Origin of the sequence: Emticicia aquatica, from assembly GCF_923079645.1 — a bacterium.
In the GTDB taxonomy this organism is placed as follows: Bacteria; Bacteroidota; Bacteroidia; order Cytophagales; family Spirosomataceae; genus Emticicia; species Emticicia aquatica.
Genome location: NZ_CAKLPY010000001.1, coordinates 116,948 through 135,756 on the forward strand (window position 1 = coordinate 116,948; position 18,809 = coordinate 135,756).

General features: G+C 35.9%; 10 protein-coding genes and 2 tRNA genes. 7 read left to right on the forward strand and 5 right to left on the reverse strand.

The features are described 5' to 3' along the window. Positions 1-43: 43 nt before the first annotated feature. The 3 genes from MJQ71_RS00425 to MJQ71_RS00435 all read right to left on the reverse strand — a co-directional run bounded on the left by MJQ71_RS00425 (position 44) and on the right by MJQ71_RS00435 (position 4,590). Positions 44-2,884: an outer membrane beta-barrel protein gene (locus tag MJQ71_RS00425; protein WP_238803744.1), complete on the reverse strand. Its 2,841-nt coding sequence runs from the start codon at positions 2,882-2,884 to the stop codon at positions 44-46. 579 nt (positions 2,885-3,463) lie between these two features. Beyond that, the gene (locus MJQ71_RS00430; RefSeq protein ID WP_238803745.1) at positions 3,464-3,793 is read right to left on the reverse strand and encodes a hypothetical protein; all 330 of its coding nucleotides are present in this window, start codon (positions 3,791-3,793) and stop codon (positions 3,464-3,466) included. A 50-nt stretch (positions 3,794-3,843) separates the two neighbouring features. Beyond that, positions 3,844-4,590: a DeoR/GlpR family DNA-binding transcription regulator gene (locus tag MJQ71_RS00435; protein ID WP_238803746.1), complete on the reverse strand. Its 747-nt coding sequence runs from the start codon at positions 4,588-4,590 to the stop codon at positions 3,844-3,846. Between the two features lie 55 nt (positions 4,591-4,645). Here MJQ71_RS00435 and nudK point away from each other — a divergent pair, with 55 nt between their 5' ends. The 3 genes from nudK to MJQ71_RS00450 all read left to right on the forward strand — a co-directional run bounded on the left by nudK (position 4,646) and on the right by MJQ71_RS00450 (position 5,661). Further along, positions 4,646-5,224, forward strand: a complete 579-nt coding sequence (gene nudK, locus MJQ71_RS00440; protein ID WP_238803747.1) for a GDP-mannose pyrophosphatase NudK — start codon at positions 4,646-4,648, stop codon at positions 5,222-5,224. A 196-nt stretch (positions 5,225-5,420) separates the two neighbouring features. Beyond that, positions 5,421-5,508, forward strand: a tRNA-Ser gene (locus MJQ71_RS00445). 79 nt (positions 5,509-5,587) lie between these two features. Continuing rightward, positions 5,588-5,661: transfer RNA gene (locus tag MJQ71_RS00450), tRNA-Pro, on the forward strand. A 57-nt stretch (positions 5,662-5,718) separates the two neighbouring features. Here MJQ71_RS00450 and MJQ71_RS00455 read toward each other — a convergent pair. Then, positions 5,719-8,112, reverse strand: a complete 2,394-nt coding sequence (locus MJQ71_RS00455) for an alpha-L-rhamnosidase-related protein (protein WP_238803748.1) — start codon at positions 8,110-8,112, stop codon at positions 5,719-5,721. A 518-nt stretch (positions 8,113-8,630) separates the two neighbouring features. Beyond that, positions 8,631-10,838 (reverse strand): hypothetical protein, encoded by a 2,208-nt coding sequence (locus tag MJQ71_RS00460; RefSeq protein WP_238803749.1) that lies wholly within the window; start codon positions 10,836-10,838, stop codon positions 8,631-8,633. A gap of 179 nt (positions 10,839-11,017) precedes the next feature. Between MJQ71_RS00460 and MJQ71_RS00465 the strand changes: the two genes are divergently transcribed. From MJQ71_RS00465 to odhB, 4 genes are all read left to right on the forward strand, one after another. After that, positions 11,018-13,213 (forward strand): alpha-galactosidase, encoded by a 2,196-nt coding sequence (locus MJQ71_RS00465; RefSeq protein ID WP_238803750.1) that lies wholly within the window; start codon positions 11,018-11,020, stop codon positions 13,211-13,213. Between the two features lie 82 nt (positions 13,214-13,295). Beyond that, positions 13,296-14,192, forward strand: coding sequence for a PorP/SprF family type IX secretion system membrane protein (locus MJQ71_RS00470; protein ID WP_238803751.1), 897 nt, complete (start codon positions 13,296-13,298; stop codon positions 14,190-14,192). Positions 14,193-14,397: 205 nt separating this feature from the next. Next, positions 14,398-17,202 (forward strand): 2-oxoglutarate dehydrogenase E1 component, encoded by a 2,805-nt coding sequence (locus MJQ71_RS00475; RefSeq protein ID WP_238803752.1) that lies wholly within the window; start codon positions 14,398-14,400, stop codon positions 17,200-17,202. An 81-nt stretch (positions 17,203-17,283) separates the two neighbouring features. Then, positions 17,284-18,801: a 2-oxoglutarate dehydrogenase complex dihydrolipoyllysine-residue succinyltransferase gene (gene odhB, locus MJQ71_RS00480; protein WP_238803753.1), complete on the forward strand. Its 1,518-nt coding sequence runs from the start codon at positions 17,284-17,286 to the stop codon at positions 18,799-18,801. Positions 18,802-18,809: the final 8 nt, after the last annotated feature.

Sequence of the window (18,809 nt, forward strand, 5' to 3'; positions counted from 1 at the left end):
AAAATTTAATTTCAGATACTTTTAAAATACTCACTGACTGGAATTAATCCCACGAATTTCGTTTACGCATTTGTGCTTTTACACCTCTCATATTATACGTAAAACTTAGCATGAAATACCGTGAAAGTGTCTGAATTTGTTCTTGTGAAACGTAGTTTTGACTAGCCGACTGAGTAACGCCAAGGTTACGTTTGAAAATGTCATACGCAGTAAAACGTATCTCAGCTTTTTGGGCTTTTCCAACAATTTTATAAACCGACATATTCATCAAAGGGATTTTTTGGTCGAAACCAAATCTGTCATTTTTATAAACTCGATAATTAAATTTAGTATTGAAATAAATTCCTTTCGGGAATTTCACGTTCATTTCTCCACCAAAGTTATTATTGAAAACTTGTTGATTCTGAGCCGTATTAATTGAATATTTCGTGTTGCTAATACCAAAACTTGCACTGCCATAAAATGTAAATACATCGCTCGGTGTTAAGTCTAATCGCATACTAATGTTATAATTGTCGTTGTTAGTATTATTCAATACGCTATTGATATATGTTAAATTTTTGCTAAAAAACATATTTCCGTTCAGATTCATGGTTGCTTTTGTCTTTTTCAACGGAAATCCGAAACCAAAATAAGGACCAGTTGACCAACCGCCTGTAATATTGACAGGCTTGGTGCGGGTAATTAAGTTTTCGTCAATAGTTTGATTATAAATCACTTGATTTTTGTAAGTATCGTACGAAAATCCTGTGTAAAGATTAATAAAAGTTGCTGGGTCAAATTTATTAAAACCAAAACTTACGCTATTTGTAACTTGTGGTAATAAATTGGGATTTCCTTCTGAAATATAGCGAGGATTGCTATTATCAACAATTGGCTGCAAATCTCTCACTGAAGGCTCTTGAATACTTACGTTGTATTCGCTATATAAATAACGATTATTTTTTAGGTCATAATTAAGCGAAACGTTTGGTGCAAATGCCGAAAAGTTTCTGCTCACGATTCCTTTTGCCTGCGTGAGTTTGTTGTTAATAAATTCGCCTTTTAAAAGATAATGTTGCCAAGCCAAACCTCCTGCTAAATTGAGGCCTTTATAGCTATATCGGAGACTTGTTCCGATACGATTATAACGGATTTCATTATTGTATGCTCGGCTTAATTCGTTCACAACTCCATAAGTTTCTTTTTCATCTTTCACAAAAATACTGTCCACATTACGATTTACGGTGCTGATTTGTAAACTAGTATTATAGAACGTTTCCAAGAAAAACTTTTTACTGAGTGGTTCTACAAACAAGGCACTGGCTTTGTATTGATTGGTTATGCTATTGGTGTTATTAAGTTGGCGGATGTTTTTAATAGCTTCATTTACGGTAGTAGAATTATAAAAATTATTTAAAGAAATCTGTCTTGCATTTGCATCAGCTTGGTTCATGTTATAACCTGCACTCAGAGCAAAACTTCTGCCTTTTTTCTTGAATTTATGTCGATAAATTGCTGAATTTACAGTTCCGAAAGAATTTTTAGCTCCATTATTATCAATATCTGTTGTGCTTGATAAAAGACTATTTCTTAGATAATTTTGTGTACTTCCATAACTATTGTTGGCATCAGTGAAGCGACTGTTACTAATAACGATTAAAGTATTGAGCGAATCAAGTTCTTTTTGGAATCGTAGATTTACTCGATGGTTGCCACTGAAATTCACTCTATTACTCGAATCACGGGTATCGAAAGACTCGTTATTTTGTAAGAATGTTTTCCGAAAAGCATAAGAATCAAGCACCGTACGAGACTGATTATAATAATAACTCGAAGTAAATTTAGTCTTTTTTGTGTCATAATTATAGTTAAGGCCAGCCGAACCATTAGTTGAAAAGCCTCGATTTCGATTACCGCCACCACTTGGAGAAATACTTACGCCTTCGTCTTCTTCGCCAAAATAAATAAATCTTCGTCCGCTACTAAAGCCAAAGTCGGCATCGTCGCCCCAGTTGAAGGCACTACTTCCTTTAAAATCTTGGTAATCATCCCACGAAATTCCTCCTTGATTGGTATTATTTAGGTTTCCGATGAAAGCAAATTGCTGTTTTGAGTCAAATTTATTATAATTTCCTTTAAACTCGCCACGTTGGTCGGTTCCGCCTGCAACGGTTACTTTCCCAAAACCTCCTTTTTTGAAACTTTCTTTCAGCTCCAAATTCATCGTTTTTTCTTTTTTTCCATCGTCAATTCCTGTTACTTTCGATTGCTCGGTTTTGTCATTGAAAACCTGAATTTTAGTGATTGCTTCTGCAGGAAGGTTTTTAGTAGCTAGTTTTGGGTCAGTTCCAAAAAACTGTTTGCCGTCAACGGTTACTTTTTTTACATCTTGTCCTTGAGCTTTGATATTTCCTTCTTGGTCAATTTGAACGCCTGGTAATTTACGTAATAAATCCTCCACAGTTGAGCCAGGCGGAACCTTAAATGAAGCAGCATTATATTCAATCGTGTCTCCTTTGATACTCAAGGGAGCTTTGGCAGTTCGGATTACAACTTCCATTAATTCTTGGGCAATTGGCTTGAGTTTCAAGTTTCCCAAATCATTGATTGCTTTATCAGAAGGTTTTACATCTTGTTGCAATGGTAAATAACCAACGGATGAAATTTTTAGTAAATAACCAATGTTTTTTACGTTTCTAAACTCGAAAGCACCTTTTTCATCGGTTCTTCCAAAATTGACAAGGGTAGAATCTTTCGGCGTGAGAAGCATAACCGTAGCAAAAGGCATGACGGAATTGCTTGAATCAATGGCTGTTCCTTTGATGTTAATACGGGTCGGGACTTGGGCAAAAACAACCCCGTAGCCAAGCAGGCATAAAAATAGTGTAATAGCTTTTTTCATAAAAGTATGTTAATTAGAAATTTTGGTGGTGGAAACAAATTATTGATAAGTCGTTTTTTATATTAAAATGTTGCAGGATTCACTAACCGAAATTGTTAACTCCTTGATTCAAATCAACGTTTTAGCATAATCATTTCATTAGAAAAGCAAAATTTGCAAATACAATAAAATCGTACTATTCGGTAAAACTAATCAGAAAAGAAAATCAAGAAACAAATTTGTTGTGAAAGGCTGAAAGTTTGTGCTGAAATGGTATTTAACAACCAAAAGCACTTTTTGAAAGGATAGGAGGTCGGTGGTTTACCGAGCGTAAATTTTTCGTGAATGAGTGTAAATGCTTTTTCATAAATGTGTTTGACGATTATAGATTGTGTAAAGGAAAAGTAACTAACTATTTAGTTGATAACGAGAGTGAAGGTATCAATATTTTAAATGTGAATATATTTTTTAAGAAAATTTAAGAAATAAGCCAATAAAACAAAAAAAGCAGGTAATGCCTGCTTTTTAAAATTTATAAAAGACATAATAACGCTTTATTCGCTTGCTTATCAGTATTTTATGAATGACTTATTTGATTCATTACTTTGTCTGTTCGGTTTTGGGCTGCTCAGTTTCGGATGAATTGGGTTGTTTAACCAATAGTAAAAAAAGACCAATGATAATTAAATTGACAATTGGTATGAGACTTACCTTAAACGCAAAATCATAATTTTGTCTAAAAAAAGCAATCCAAGAAATAATTTGACAAATAACTATGACGATAGGCAAAGCTATAATTGCCATAAATACACGCCAAATAGTTGGGTTTTCGCCCGCATCGAAAACCATAAATGAGCCAAGAACAGCATAAATTGCTGGAATTAGTCCAATCAGAAGTACAATGTTGAGAATAATAACGACTATTTTCATATAATTCAATTTATAGGGTTTAGGTGAATTCAAAGATAAAAAACTTTTTTCTAATTCAGTATTCTAAGTCCCAAATCTTGATAAGACTTTAATAAATCGGTCGCCTGATTGGTAACCAAAACATCAATAATTGTTAGTGGTGCAAACTTCAAATATTTATCTTTTCCAAGTTTACTTGAGTCACAAAGTAAATAAGTTGATTGTGCATTAGCCGCCATTGCAGTTGTAATTTCGGCTTCTTTTTCGCTGGCAGCACTTAACCCATTTTCGATTGAAATGCCATCAACTCCTAAAAAAGCTTTATCAACTTTATATCTTTCGATATGTTCGACAGCTATTTTTCCATGAATTGCTTGACGATTTCCATCCAATTCTCCACCAATTAAATTAATAGAAACTTCAGTATTTAATAGTTCGTAAACTACTGGTAGCGAATTAGTTATAACTTTTATGCGTTTGTTTTTGATAAATTGACAAAGCCTAAAAACTGTACTTCCACAGTCCATAAAAATAATATCGTTATCTAATATTTCTTGAGCAGCCAATCGGCAGATATAATCTTTTTGCTCAATATTTGTAGATGTTTTTTGTTGAAAACTTACAGGAATACTGGCTAAACTCATTTTCATTGCTCCACCATGTGTCCGAAAAATTAATCCATCAGCAGCCATAAGTGCTAAATCTCGCCTAATTGTTATTTCAGAAGTTTCGAGTTTTTGAGCTAGTTCTTTTACCTCAACTTCACCATGTTGTTCAACAATTTTTAATAATTTTTGCTTTCTATTTTGATAACTCATTGCTTTTATCTTAAATTTGTTCAAATATAATCATAAATAATCAAATATAATCATTATGAATCCAAATGTTAAAGTAATTGAAGAAAAAATACTTTCCAATAATTGGTATGTTTTGAAGAAAATAACATTCGATTACCGTAATAAAAATGGAGAATGGCAAACACAGTCGAGAGAGGCATACGACCGAGGAAATGGAGCTGTAATTTTGCTTTATAATACTGATAATAAGACGATTGTGTTAACAGAGCAATTTCGTATGCCTACATATATCAATGGTAACGACACAGGAATGTTGATTGAAGCCTGTGCGGGTTTACTCGATAAAGATAATGCAGAAGATTGTATTCGTCGAGAAACAGAAGAAGAAACAGGTTATCGAATCGGAGAAGTAAAAAAAGTGTTTGAAGCCTATATGTCGCCAGGTTCTGTAACTGAAATGCTTTATTTTTTTGTGGCTGAATACAGTAAAGCGATGAAAATAAATGAAGGTGGAGGAGCAGAAGATGAACAAGAAAATATTGATGTACTAGAAATACCATTTAAGAAAGCTTTAGAAATGGTAGCCAATGGTGAAATAAAAGATGGAAAAACAATTATGTTGTTACAATATGCTCAAATTAATGGTTTGCTTTAGGTAAGGCCAAGCCTTTAGCTATTTTTGGATGAGTAATTGAAAAAAATAATCTTTTCAATGTTGATAGATAAACGGTTGAAAAACAATGAGTTAGTGATGTTTAAGAAAAAAGTTTAATTTTTTTTTAGAAATTTTGGTATCAGAGTTGTAAAAAATTAAAAACAGTGTTTTATATTTGCACTCCCAAAGGGGAAAAGGAGAGATGACTGAGAGGCCGAAAGTAGCCGTTTGCTAAACTGCCGTACCTCATAAGGGTACCGAGGGTTCGAATCCCTCTCTCTCCGCAAAAAAAGTTTTGGTGTAAAGTTTTGAATTATAAAAATTAATTTCTACCTTTGCACTCCCAAATACAAAGTAACACCTCGGGGTGTAGCGTAGCCCGGTATCGCGTCTGCTTTGGGAGCAGAAGGTCGTCAGTTCGAATCTGGCCACCCCGACAAAAGCCTTAGAGAAATCTAAGGCTTTTTTGTTGATTAATATCGCTACTTTTAATATTAAAAGTTTAACTGATTGACCCCTTCTTTGAGTGCAATTGTTTTTCCATTCCAAATTAGGCTACCTGTAATGGTTTTGGGTAATTCAATTTGAATTTTCCATTTTCCATTTTCTAACTTATAGTTAGCAGATATATTACCTTTTGGATGTGGAATATTACCACCAATGTCAGTAAGTTGTCCAAGATAAGGTGTGATTTTTACTTTTGAAAAACCCAAACCGTCGCTGTCGATTCCGAGAATAGTGCGGTAAAACTCAATATTTGGACTTGAACCCCACGCATGACAATCGGAGCGGGTTTTATCTACATCCGAAATTTCTGCCCACGTTGTAAGACCTAGATTAATGTTTTCACGCCATTTATCCAGCCACTTTAAATAATCGTTTCCTAGTCCTGCCTTGATTAAAGCCTGATGTAAATAATATTTGAAATAAATAGAGGCAGGTGCTAAGTTTTTATTATTGATTAATTGCTGAGCAATTTCTTTGGATTCTATGGGTGAAGTGATTCCTGTAAGAATAGCCAAAGAATTGGTATGCTGAGAGAATGTATCTTTTTCTTCACGGTCAGCAAATAGCTTTTTAGTCGGGTCGTAATATTTGACTCTAATTGTTTTTTTGAGTTGTACTATGGCTTTTTGGTACTGTGTGGCAAAGGCCGTATTGCCTAGTTTCAACTCTAAGTCGGCCGCCACTTGATAAGCCCAAAGCAGTTGGAAGTCAAGCAATGCCGATGTGCCATTTGCACTCATTGGGCCAATACCCGCCCGCCATTCTTTTGTATTATCAACCCAATCAGTAAACATCCATTGAGGCACATTTTTCAAAGAACCATCTGCTTGTTGGTAGGTTTTGAAATAATCTAAAATTTGGCGAGTACCACCAACTTTTAACTTTACAAAATCAATATCGCTACCATATCGGCTATAATCGTGCAGCATACCAATATACCATAATGAAAATGTAGGTATAAATTGCGGTGTATAAGAGGGATGACGACTCAATGTAACACCTTCGGGTTGTCTTGAAAAATCCATAAGATTGAGTGCATTTTTTACTAATCGGTCATCTCCGCTATTATAAAGCGATACCAAAGCCTGAATTCGGCCATCACCAATGTATTGAAGTTGTTCATAATATGGGCAGTCCATATAAGTTTCTGTGGCACAAAGGCGAGCTGTTCGCCAACCGATGGTTAGAATATTACTAATTTCTTGGTCTTTGCTGGTAATATTTGCTTTTAGCTGAAAAGGATAACCTGTAAATGTTCCATAAAAATCATTCAGCACGAGTGGTTCATCTTTAGTGGTGATTTTTAATTGAACGTAACGGTAGGTTCTATAGGTAAGCGTTGTAAATTTTTGGAGATTACTACCATCTGAAATCAAGCTATCGGTTCGCCCTAAAAAGTCTTTACTTTGGGTTTCGTTTCGATTTCCCTTTGCGGGAAATTTGGTGTACATACTTTCAGCATACTTTATACTTATTGAAGCGTTTTTTCCGCCACTAAATATTGCATTCGGATAGGCGTTGGTCAAATAACTTTGGTCTAAAATAATCTTTGTAGAAGTATTTGCAGGAATGCTAATTTCTTTCTTTTCTGATGGAAAACCTGTTGGTATTGTTATTCTACCATCAAAAAACACCACTTTATTAAGGCGTTCGTCTTTCATTTCCATTTGTGGAATAACTGATGGCACGAGCATCCAACCGCTCATTGTTCCGAATGCTCCTAAAATATTTTTCGGAACACCCAAGTCGATTTGTTTTGCTTTCTGCCAGCCGCTGTCCTCAAATATTTCGCTTTGCCAATTTTTTATTTGGTTATTAAAATTCCGAATTTCACCAGCTCCAGCAACATAATAAGCTCGAACGTTAAATTGAATAGGGGCGAAACTATTATCTTTTTCGCATAGCCATGAGTTATTGGTATTTATGGTTGATTCGGCCGAAGTTGCTCCCTGTAAAATTAAGCCAGTTCTATAAGTAATCTGTGCTTCTGGCCTGAACTCGCCTTCATTCCAAACTTGAGCAGCTACGATATTTTTTCCTGCTTTTAAATACGGAGCAATATCAACTGTTTCATAATTCCAGTGTGTCAAATCGCCTCTTGCTGGCCCTAAAGAAACAAATTTCTCGTTGACAAAAAGTTTATACCGATTGTCGGCCGAAACGTGTATTACAAATTTATTAGGCTTAGTGGCTAAATTAATAGATTTTCTAAATAAATATACGCCATAACCATCGTTTGTTGCACTTGGTACAGTAATCCAGTAGGCGTGCCATCTTTTGTTAATTACGTCTGTTTCACTTGCAGAACTGCCAAACTGAGCCTTTGCAAAAATTGATGTTAGCATGAACATCAATAAGGCGATTATATTTATTTTTTTCATGTTTATTAAGGTTGAATAATTGTTTTATAAAGTAACATATATTTTACAATGTTTTATTCCAAAATAATATGAAAAAAACGTCATTACTCTACTGTACTCTACTGATTGAAATTCTCTTTTATATTACTCGCAGTTAAAGTAATAATGTTTTGAAGATGGCTCTTAGTTAAAATACGATTTGTTTTGAGCAGATTTAAGTTTTTCGCTAAAAAAATATAAGATTCAAACTGCTCAATGATTGGTATTTTCACGAGCAATAAACTGATGGACGTAGAAACGAGAATAATACTTCAAGAGTAATTTAAGATCTGTGTTTTTTCTATGACAGTCAATGTTTTGATTGATTTCTCTTTCTGATAAATGCAAAGAACAACCAATGAGGTTATTCCAATATTTGGAAAGAAATGGTTTGCAAAAACACAGCTCGCTAATTATACAAGTATTGTTTCTAATTGCAGGTATTAATAATGTTGGATTGGGCAAAAATCATTAGAATAGTTATATTTATTACGACGTTATTACTTCTTAATCCTGACAACGCTTGTGTATTGTCCTTTGATAAATATTTCATTGCCATCAACCACAAGTTTTACGGTTTTGTTAGCAGGGTTATGCCCCCAGTAAGCTGTGTAAAGAACGTCTTTACTGTTATCGTCTCGTTTTTTCATTACCAACGGAAACCCTCTAATGTATGCTTCAGTTGGTAGTTTATTATCGCCCGTTACGGTTCGGCCATCTGGCAAAATTACCTCAGGGTATTCGAGGGGCGTATCTGCTTCGAGAATATCTTTGTTCATACTCATTGCCCACACGCCAGCCATTAGCCAATCAATATTTTTTTGCGATTGAAAAGGATAACTCGTAAGCTTTTCTCCAAAGCGATTTTCTTTAAATTTATCACCTTCAAGTTCCATCGCTTTGCTTCCCCATAAATCAGGATTATCAATTTTTGTATTTGGGTCACTCCACAAATCTAAGCCGTCGAGCCACATACTCCATACACCCCAACTTTGCATCAAATCAGGTGGAACGATGGGTTTTACTTTAATTCTGAAAACTTCACCACTTGACGTTTTGTGCATTTGCTCGCCTAATTCCCAATCGAAAGTCTCTATTTCATGCCAAATATTGGCCAGTGCTTTTTTAGAAGGCTCGATTTTTTTAGAAATAAGTCCTTCGGTCATTAAATGATAAATTGTACCAACATTGCGTAGGTCATTGCAATAATTACCGACTTGAGAAATCGTTACAGCATCTCGTACATTTCCCCAAAGATTTCTTGTTCCCATCATCGGAAATGCTTGGTTATAGGCTTCAAAACCACTGCCTTGCCATTTTAAAACTTTGGTCATGCCTTGTGCGTCTCGTTCTCCTTCAAATTTTGCTCGACTCATGCCAAGTGGATTTAAACTCCAAATAGCAAATTCGCCTTCAGCTTTTTGTGTTTTTAATTCTTGTAGAGCAAATCCAATTTTACGCAAACTTTTACTGCCATTCCAAACGCCAATTGGCTCAAAATTTAAACTTAAATAACCAGTTTTGATGTTTGGCCCAACAACTTCAGAGAAATTTTTCTTCAAAACATTCGCATCAACAGCATCGAGCCACTTATTTACAACTTCTTCCGTAACAGAGTATGCTTTCGGGCAACCAGCGTTGTAGAGCCAACCGTCGTAATCCATCCAAGATTTTTGTGTAATATTTTTGGCATTATGTACAAAACTCACACCTCTTTTTGTGGCTTTTTCACCGCTAAAATCGCTTGTTGAAGCATACGAAAATTTAACTATTTTGCCTTTAGGAAGCGTAAATTCTGGAAAAGAATCATAGAAATCTGGTAGAATACTTTCGCTAACTTGTTTTCCTGGATTCCAGAAATAAACAGCTTTGTCAACCGTATCAGTAACCATTCTTTTCCCTGGAATCGTAATGTATTGTTGAATCCAATTATGAGCGTTCCAATATTTACCTTTTTCGGTATAAACTTCAATAACGCTCAAATCAAAACCAGCCATTGATGACACATCTACCTCTCTTAATGCAGCAGTATTGGACTTTTCTCCAAGCCCGATATAATACCCTTTTTCGTATTGATTATTGCTATTAAACGATTTGTCCCATTGTTCTTCACTCAGTTTTCCATTATCTAATTTTAGTTTTGAAAGAATTTCTTTCACCGAACCATCGGCTTTTAAATAACTGAATCCCTCACTTATTTTAGGATAACCCGAAAATTTCAAATCGATATTTTCGCCTCTTCTGACGGTTGACAATGGCTTTTCTTGGGAAATTATTGCTGTATTTGTTTGTGGCAAAACCGAAGGTTTAGGAGCGGAAGTTACTTCAATGGCTTTCTGACCACACAGAATAAACATAGAACCATCGGAAGATTTTTGTTGAATACAGCCGTTTGGAACTACAAAACTCTTTGGATTTTCTAAGCCATTATTGTTGGTGTTTTCTGTAAAATATTGATAATATCTTTTATAGTCACTTTCAACGTCGTTGCGGGTGAGCATATTTGCCCCACGGACGACAAAATTTTGCATATCGCCTTGAATGACAAATATTTTATTGCCATCAATCCAAGCCCTGAGCGGTTGGTTTGTTGGAATCCATCGACCAATAATCTGACCGTGTTTTGGTCGTAAAACTATTTTTCGGAATTGAGCAGCACCATCCAAAAAAATTAAACAAAGGACAAACACTACAAATATTTTTCTCATGTAATATGAAGTTTAAGGCTCTAATTTAGCTTGTTTTAATTAAAAAATGACTTTATAAAACAACAGCTTTCTTGAAACATTATTTTGATAAAATTGAAAATTGACTTTGAAAACCCGATGTGAAGTATATTTATTCATTTTTGAGTATCTTTGAAGTCCCATTTAACTATTCAACCAAAATGAAAAAAATCTTCTTATTTGTATTTCTATTCGTCGAAATTAACAAAATAAATGCCCAAAGAATCACAATTCCGATTGAAACAAGCCAAAATGCCTTAGTGCTTCAAACGGATAAAGATAACCGTTTAGGAACAATTCATTTTGGAAAAAAATTGAGCCAAACATCCGAATATTCAGCCATTGGAAAAGCCTATAAATATGACGATAACAATGCGGGAATTTATAATTCAATTTATACACCAAGTGGTTCTTGGAATTTGGTTGAACCTGCATTTGAAGTACTGCATACCGATGGAAATACTTCTTCTGAATTGAAATATATAAGTCACCAAACGCAGAAAATTGATGAAAATGTAACTCAAACAAGCATTTTATTGAAAGATCCACTTTATCCTGTTGAAGTTACTTTGTATTTTAAAACTTACGCCAAAGAAAATGTTATGGAGCAATGGAGCGTAATAAAAAACCAAGAAAAAGGAAATCTGATTTTGAAAAAATATGCTTCTGCAAATCTTTATTTTATTGCAAAAGACTATTATTTGCATCATTATCATGGTGGATGGGCCAAAGAAATGAAGCCCGAAGACACTAAATTGACGGCAGGAATCAAGACACTTGACTCGAAACTTGGCACACGAGCCAATTTGTTTCAACCACCAACTTTTATGTTGTCATTCGACCGCCAAGCAACCGAAGATGATGGAAAAGTGCTACTCGGAACTTTGGCTTGGTCAGGCAACTTCAAAATTGATTTTGAGAAGGATTCTTATCAAAACCTTCGCTTAATTGCGGGAATCAATCCGTTTGCTTCTGAATATATTTTAGCTACCAACGAGGAGTTTAAAACACCGTCTTTTATTCAAACGTATTCTGAAAATGGTAAAGGTGAGGCGAGCCGAAATATGCACAATTGGGCAAGAAAATACCGAATATTAGATGGAGAAGGCACACGTTTGACACTTTTAAATAATTGGGAAGCGACGTATTTTGATTTTGACGAAAACAAATTGACGAGTCTTTTTAAAGGTGCAAAAGAATTGGGCGTTGATATGTTTTTGTTGGATGATGGTTGGTTTGCCAACAAATATCCTCGAAATGGTGATGTTGCTGGTTTAGGAGATTGGCAAGAAAACAAGAAAAAATTGCCCAATGGAATCGGTTATTTAGTGAAGGAAGCAACCAAAGCAGGCGTAAAATTTGGTATTTGGGTTGAGCCAGAAATGGTCAATCCGAAATCAGAATTGTACGAAAAACACCTTGATTGGGTTATTCGTGAACCAAATCGCCCCGAAACATATTTCAGAAATCAATTACCTTTAGATTTATCAAATCCTGAAGTTCAAGATTTTGTTTATGGTGTTTTGGATAATTTATTTACCAAAAATCCTGAAATCGCTTTTATCAAATGGGATTGTAACGCTGTCACTTATAATGCACATTCGATGTATTTGGAACGAACAAAAAAGCCACAAACGCAACTGTATGTTGATTATGTGAAAGGATTGTACAAAGTTTTGGAGCGAATTCGTGCCAAATATCCAAAAGTACCGATGATGCTTTGTTCGGGCGGAGGCGGTCGAGTAGATTATGAAGCTTTGAAATATTTTACAGAATTTTGGGTTTCAGACAATACTGACCCGCTCGAAAGAATTTTCATGCAATGGGAATATTCATACTATTATCCTGCCATCGCTCAATGTAATCATATTACTGACTGGAGCAATGTCGGTATAAAATTTCGTACTGACGTAGCCATGATGGGGAAAATGGGTTACGACATTGTTGTAGGAAAATTAGATGAAAAAGAACTAGCTTTTAGTCAAAATGCCCTGAAAAACTACGCAAACCTGAAAGGAACAATCTGGCACGGAGATATGTATCGTTTGGTAAATCCTTTTGAAAATCAAATGGCTTCAGCACAATATGTTAATGCTCAAAAAGACCAAGCGGTGATGTTTAATTATTTAACAGACAATCGTTATGACTTAAATTCATTACTTGGTCCAATTCAATTGAAAGGTTTAGATGCAACGAAAAAATATAAGTTGAAAGAAATCAATGTTTATCCAGGAACAAAAGGTGCTTTCAACGAAGAAGTTGCTTATTCTGGCGAATATTTAATGACGATTGGTGTGAATCCACATGTTTCAAATAATCGCAAAAGTGTAGTGATAGAAATCAACGAAGTAAAGTAGAAAACAGAACTTTAATCGAATTATAACGTTTTTCTTAAAAATTTGGTTATATTTTTGTTGTTCTAAGAATAAAATATTCAGCATGAAAAAATACCTTCTTGTAAGTTTAATTTCTATTTCAAATTTCGTTTATGCACAAACGATTTTGGAAGACCAATTTCATTTTAATTTTTTGGCATTAAATCCAGCTTTTGCAGGAGCAAGAGAAACATTTTCGATGAATGCCATGCTTGGAAATCAGTTTAATGGAACGCTTAAACCGCAGCAAATTTACCAGCTTTTTTCTACGGACGGAGCAATTCAACAAGGAAATGGCGGGTTAGCACTTCAAGCATACAATAGTAATATTACGGGTTTCAATAATTCGGGTGTGAAAGTGGCTTATGCTTATCGTAAAAAATTTGGTGATTTATTTTCGGTCGGTCTCGGAGCCGACGCAGGATTTATTTATCAACCAACCATTCTTGCAGGTTTGGGCGTTAAACAAATGTATCCTTATGCAGGTTTGGGGGGGCTTATTAACGCCGAAAGATTTTATTTAAGTTTATCAAAACCAGTTCTTTTTATTAGCGATGAAGGGCTTTTCAATAGTAAAAAGCCTTTTTATACCATGTTTGGGGTTTCGCTTGGCGACTACGATGGCACCATGTTAAACGTAAGTACTTTATTAGAAACCAATAAATCGACTGGCAGTAATTTTTCGGTGAATGCAAAGGCTTGGTTTGGCCTTAAATTTGGCTTGGGAGTTTCGTTTCGTTCGCAGGAAATCAATGGAGCAAGAACCAACAAAATTATTCCAATGGCTGAAGTTCAATTATCAGATGCGATTCGTTTGGGAGCTTCTTATGATGCAAAACCACCAACGTATCGAACGGCTAATTCGCAGAGTAACTATCAACAAAATGGCATTTTGCAGATATATTTTCGCTATGAAGGGCGAGGCGACGAACGCAGTACTAACCGCTTAAAATACTACTAAAAAGTAGGTTAAACCATTAATAAGTAATAATAACTAGGATGTGTAAAGTAAAAATTGAACAATTCTAATTATTAATTTACTATTAACAATTTTACACTAATTTATCTATTTGAATTTTGCAAAAAAAATGTTACTTTATAGAATACGTACTGTAACTTTGCAAGGATTATAAAGTTTATTCATTTTCGACATTTACCATAGTTCAATGGACCAATTTTCATACATAGCCAATGCCGACGTTGTTGCATTGGACGCACTTTATCAACAGTACAAGGAAAATCCAACATCAGTTGACGAAAGCTGGCAGAATTTTTTCAAAGGTTTTGAATTCAACCAAACTTTTAATGGCTCTTCAAATGGTGCTAACACAACGGCAAAACCAGCGGCGGGTGTTCCATTAAGTGCCGAACATACTCGTAAAGAAATGGAGGTAGTTCACTTGATACGTGGTTATCGCTCACGTGGACATTTACTTTCAAAAACAAATCCAATCGGTGGTAGAAAAGACCGCCAACCAATGCTCGAATTATCAGATTTTAACCTTTCTGAAGCAGATTTAGAGACCGTTTTTGAGGCAGGAATTGAGTTATTTGGTGAAGCCGCAACGCTTCGTAAAATTGTGGATGCTCTCAAAAAAGTATATCTTGGCAAAATCGGTTTTGAATATCTTTATATCAGAGACCGTAAAGCAAAAAACTGGTTACGCAAGAAAATTGAAAATGAATACCTATATTTTGACCCTTCACGCGAACAAAAGTTACGTATTTTCGAGAAATTAAACGAAGCGGTAAATTTTGAAAATTTCATCCATACAAAGTTTTTAGGTAAAAAACGTTTCTCTCTCGAAGGTGGAGAATCAACCATTCCTGCACTAGATATTGCAATCAATCGTGGTGCAGAATTGGGTGTTGAGGAAGTTGTAATCGGAATGGCTCATCGTGGGCGTTTGAATGTTTTAACAAACATCATGCAAAAGCCTTATGAGCAAGTTTTTAACGAATTTGAAGAAAACGTACAGTTAGAATCATACAGCGATGGCGACGTGAAATATCACATGGGATATTCGAGCCAAGTAGAAACACCAGCAGGTAAAAGAGTAAGTTTGAAACTAATGGCTAACCCTTCGCACTTAGAAGCGGTAAATCCAGTAGTTGTTGGTTATGCTCGTGCAAGAGCCGATGCTCACTTCGAGAAAGCTGCTATCAAACCAAACGACCGTGATGATATTTATGACAAAGTTTTGCCAATTTTGATTCATGGTGATGCGGCTGTTGCTGGACAAGGAATTGTATATGAAGTAACTCAAATGTCAAACCTTCCTGCGTATTACACAGGCGGAACTTTGCATTTTGTGATAAACAACCAAGTTGGATTTACTACTGACTTTGATGATGCTCGTTCGTCAATTTACTGTTCTGACATTGCAAAAATTATTGATGCACCAATTTTTCACGTCAATGGCGATGACCCAGAAGCGGTAGTTTATGCGATGAAATTGGCGACTGAGTTTCGTCAAGAATTTAATCGTGATGTATTTGTTGACATGGTTTGCTATCGTAAATATGGTCATAACGAATCAGACGAGCCTCGCATGACTCAGCCTACAATGTATAAAACCATTGATGCACACGCTAATCCACGTGAGATTTATTTAAAAGAATTAATGACTCGTGGAGAAGCTGATACGAAATTTGCTGAAGAAATGAAAAAGGGTTTTGAAGGCGAATTGCAAGATTTATTAGCGAAAGTAAAACAAAAACAGCTTCCTTACCAAAAACCGAAATTAGAAGAGGCTTGGGCTAAACTTCGTCGTTCAGTTCCTGAAGATTTTGAAAAATCACCAGCCACAGGTATTTCCCAAGACGTGATTGATAAAGTTGGAAAAGCTTTATCGAATGTGCCAGAAGGATTCAAACCAATCAAGCAAATCGAAAAGATTTTGGAAGAAAGAAAAGCGATTTTTGCTAAAGATAAACCGTTCAATTGGTCGGTCGGCGAATTAATGGCTTATGGCTCTATTCTTAATGAAGGGAAATTTGTTCGTTTTACTGGTCAAGACGTACAGCGTGGAACATTTACGCACCGTCATGCAGTATTACACGATTCAGAAACGAATCAAAACTATAATAATCTAGCTCATTTGGGTGAAGGTCAAGGCAAATTTGAAATCTATAATTCACTCCTTTCTGAGTATGGCGTTATGGGCTTCGAGTATGGTTATGCTATGGCAAATCCTGATGCTTTAGTTATTTGGGAAGCTCAATTTGGTGATTTCGTTAATGGAGCCCAAACAATGATTGACCAATTCATTTCAGCAACCGAATCAAAGTGGAATACAATGAATGGTTTGGTTCTTTTGTTGCCACATGGTTATGAAGGTCAAGGCCCAGAGCATTCAAATGCTCGTCCAGAACGATTCTTGCAATTGGCTGCTGAGTATAATATGTACGTATGTGTTTGTACAACTCCTGCCAATATTTTCCACATGATGCGTCGTCAATTGGCATTACCTTTCCGTAAGCCATGTATTCATATGTCGCCAAAATCAATGTTACGTCATCCTTTAGCTGTTTCACCAATGAGTGATTTTGCAGAAGGAACGCATTTTCAAGAAGTGATTGGTGATAAACAAGCTGACCCCAAGAAAGTAAAACGTGTATTACTTTGCAGTGGAAAAGTATATTATGATTTACTTGACAAACAGCAAAAAGAAAATCGTACTGATACTGCTATTGTGCGAGTGGAGCAATTGCATCCATTCCCTAAAACACAAGTAGAAGCAGAATTAGCGAAATATAAAGGAGCGGCCAACCGTAAACCAGAAGTTATATGGGTACAAGAAGAGCCAGAAAACATGGGTTGTTGGTCATTTGTATTGCGTGAATTCCCAGAAATTGGTTTAGGAAATGTAGTTGCTCGTAAAGCAAGTGCTTCTCCAGCAACTGGTTTTACAAAAGTACATGCCAAAGAACAAGCCGATATTGTAGAAAGAGCTTATGCTGCAAAGTAATATTGTTAAATAGAACTAGGTTTATCTTAGTTTCATAGATATAAAAAAGAAGAAAAACAGTAGTAGAAAAATAGAATCATCATGGCAATAGAAATGAAAGTCCCTTCGGTGGGCGAATCAGTAAGCGAAGTAACCATCGCTTCATGGACAAAAAAAGACGGTGATTTAGTTAAAATGGATGAGGTTATCTGTGAATTAGAATCAGATAAAGCCACTTTTGAGCTACCCGCCGAAGCCGACGGAATTTTAAGAATTGTAGCCCCTGAAGGTACTACACTACCCATTGGAGCATTGATATGCAAAATAGAAGCTGCGGGAGCTGTTTCAACTCCAGCCGCTGCACCAGCCGTAGTAGCAGCTCCAACTGAGCCTGTGGTAACTCCTGCCGCAAAAATTATTGATGTAGTTGTGCCAGCAGTAGGCGAATCTATTTCTGAAGTAACAATTGCCGCTTGGAGTAAAAAAGAAGGAGATAACGTGAAAATGGACGAAGTTATCTGTGAATTAGAATCAGATAAAGCTACTTTTGAATTGCCTTCACCTGAAAATGGTGTTTTGACAATTGTTGCTCAAGCAGGACAAGTTGTATCAATTGGTGGAATCGTTGCTAGAATTGCTGTTGGAGCATCAGCGGCTGTTAGCCAGCCACAAGCATCGCCAGTTCAGCCAGCAAATACTACACCAGTAGCTTCTGACTCAAGTTACGCTGCGGGTCATCCATCGCCAGTTGCTGCGAAAGTTTTAGCCGAAAAAGGTATCGATGCAGCATCTGTTCAAGGAACAGGCATTGGTGGTCGTATTACAAAAGATGATGCAATTAAAGCTGAAAAACCAGCGGCAGCACCTCAGCCAGTAAGTAAGCCAGTTGCAGTTCCACAAGTTGTAGCTCCGCAAGAAGGTAGAGTTTCTCGTCGTGAAAAAATGTCTTCATTGCGTAAAACTATTGCAAAACGTTTGGTTGCAGTTAAACAAGAAACTGCAATGTTGACGACTTTCAACGAAGTTGACATGAAGCCAATCATGGATTTGCGAGCAAAATATAAAGATAAATTTAAAGAAGTTCATGGCGTTGGCTTAGGCTTCATGTCGTTTTTTACGAAAGCTTGTGCCATAGCTTTACAAGATTTTCCAGTAGTAAATGCTTACATCGATGGCGATGAAGTTGTTTACAATGATTATTCTGATATTGCCATTGCAGTTTCTGCTCCACGTGGTTTGGTTGTGCCAGTTATTCGTAGTGCAGAGAAAATGAATTTTGCTCAAATCGAAGCTGAAGTAGTGCGTTTGGCAGGAAAAGCAAGAGAAAATAAATTGACAATTGAAGAAATGACGGGTGGAACTTTCACCATCACAAATGGCGGAATTTTTGGTTCTATGCTTTCTACACCAATTATCAATGCACCTCAATCAGCTATATTAGGTATGCACAATATTGTAGAGCGAGCAGTCGTAATTAATGGAGAAATAGTTGTTCGTCCGATTATGTATGTGGCACTTAGTTATGACCACCGCACCATCGATGGAAAAGATTCTGTTAGTTTCTTGGTAAGAGTAAAGCAACTCTTAGAAGACCCAACCCGAATGTTGTTGGGTGTTTAAGAAAATCA

What these genes read in the sequence shown, in the direction of transcription:
- MJQ71_RS00425 (WP_238803744.1), bottom strand. Translation starts at nt 2,884, where the DNA reads ATGAAAAAAGCTATTACACTATTTTTATGCCTGCTTGGCTACGGGGTT.
- MJQ71_RS00430 (WP_238803745.1), bottom strand. Translation starts at nt 3,793, where the DNA reads ATGAAAATAGTCGTTATTATTCTCAACATTGTACTTCTGATTGGACTA.
- MJQ71_RS00435 (WP_238803746.1), bottom strand. Translation starts at nt 4,590, where the DNA reads ATGAGTTATCAAAATAGAAAGCAAAAATTATTAAAAATTGTTGAACAA.
- nudK (WP_238803747.1), top strand. Translation starts at nt 4,646, where the DNA reads ATGAATCCAAATGTTAAAGTAATTGAAGAAAAAATACTTTCCAATAAT.
- MJQ71_RS00455 (WP_238803748.1), bottom strand. Translation starts at nt 8,112, where the DNA reads ATGAAAAAAATAAATATAATCGCCTTATTGATGTTCATGCTAACATCA.
- MJQ71_RS00460 (WP_238803749.1), bottom strand. Translation starts at nt 10,838, where the DNA reads ATGAGAAAAATATTTGTAGTGTTTGTCCTTTGTTTAATTTTTTTGGAT.
- MJQ71_RS00465 (WP_238803750.1), top strand. Translation starts at nt 11,018, where the DNA reads ATGAAAAAAATCTTCTTATTTGTATTTCTATTCGTCGAAATTAACAAA.
- MJQ71_RS00470 (WP_238803751.1), top strand. Translation starts at nt 13,296, where the DNA reads ATGAAAAAATACCTTCTTGTAAGTTTAATTTCTATTTCAAATTTCGTT.
- MJQ71_RS00475 (WP_238803752.1), top strand. Translation starts at nt 14,398, where the DNA reads ATGGACCAATTTTCATACATAGCCAATGCCGACGTTGTTGCATTGGAC.
- odhB (WP_238803753.1), top strand. Translation starts at nt 17,284, where the DNA reads ATGGCAATAGAAATGAAAGTCCCTTCGGTGGGCGAATCAGTAAGCGAA.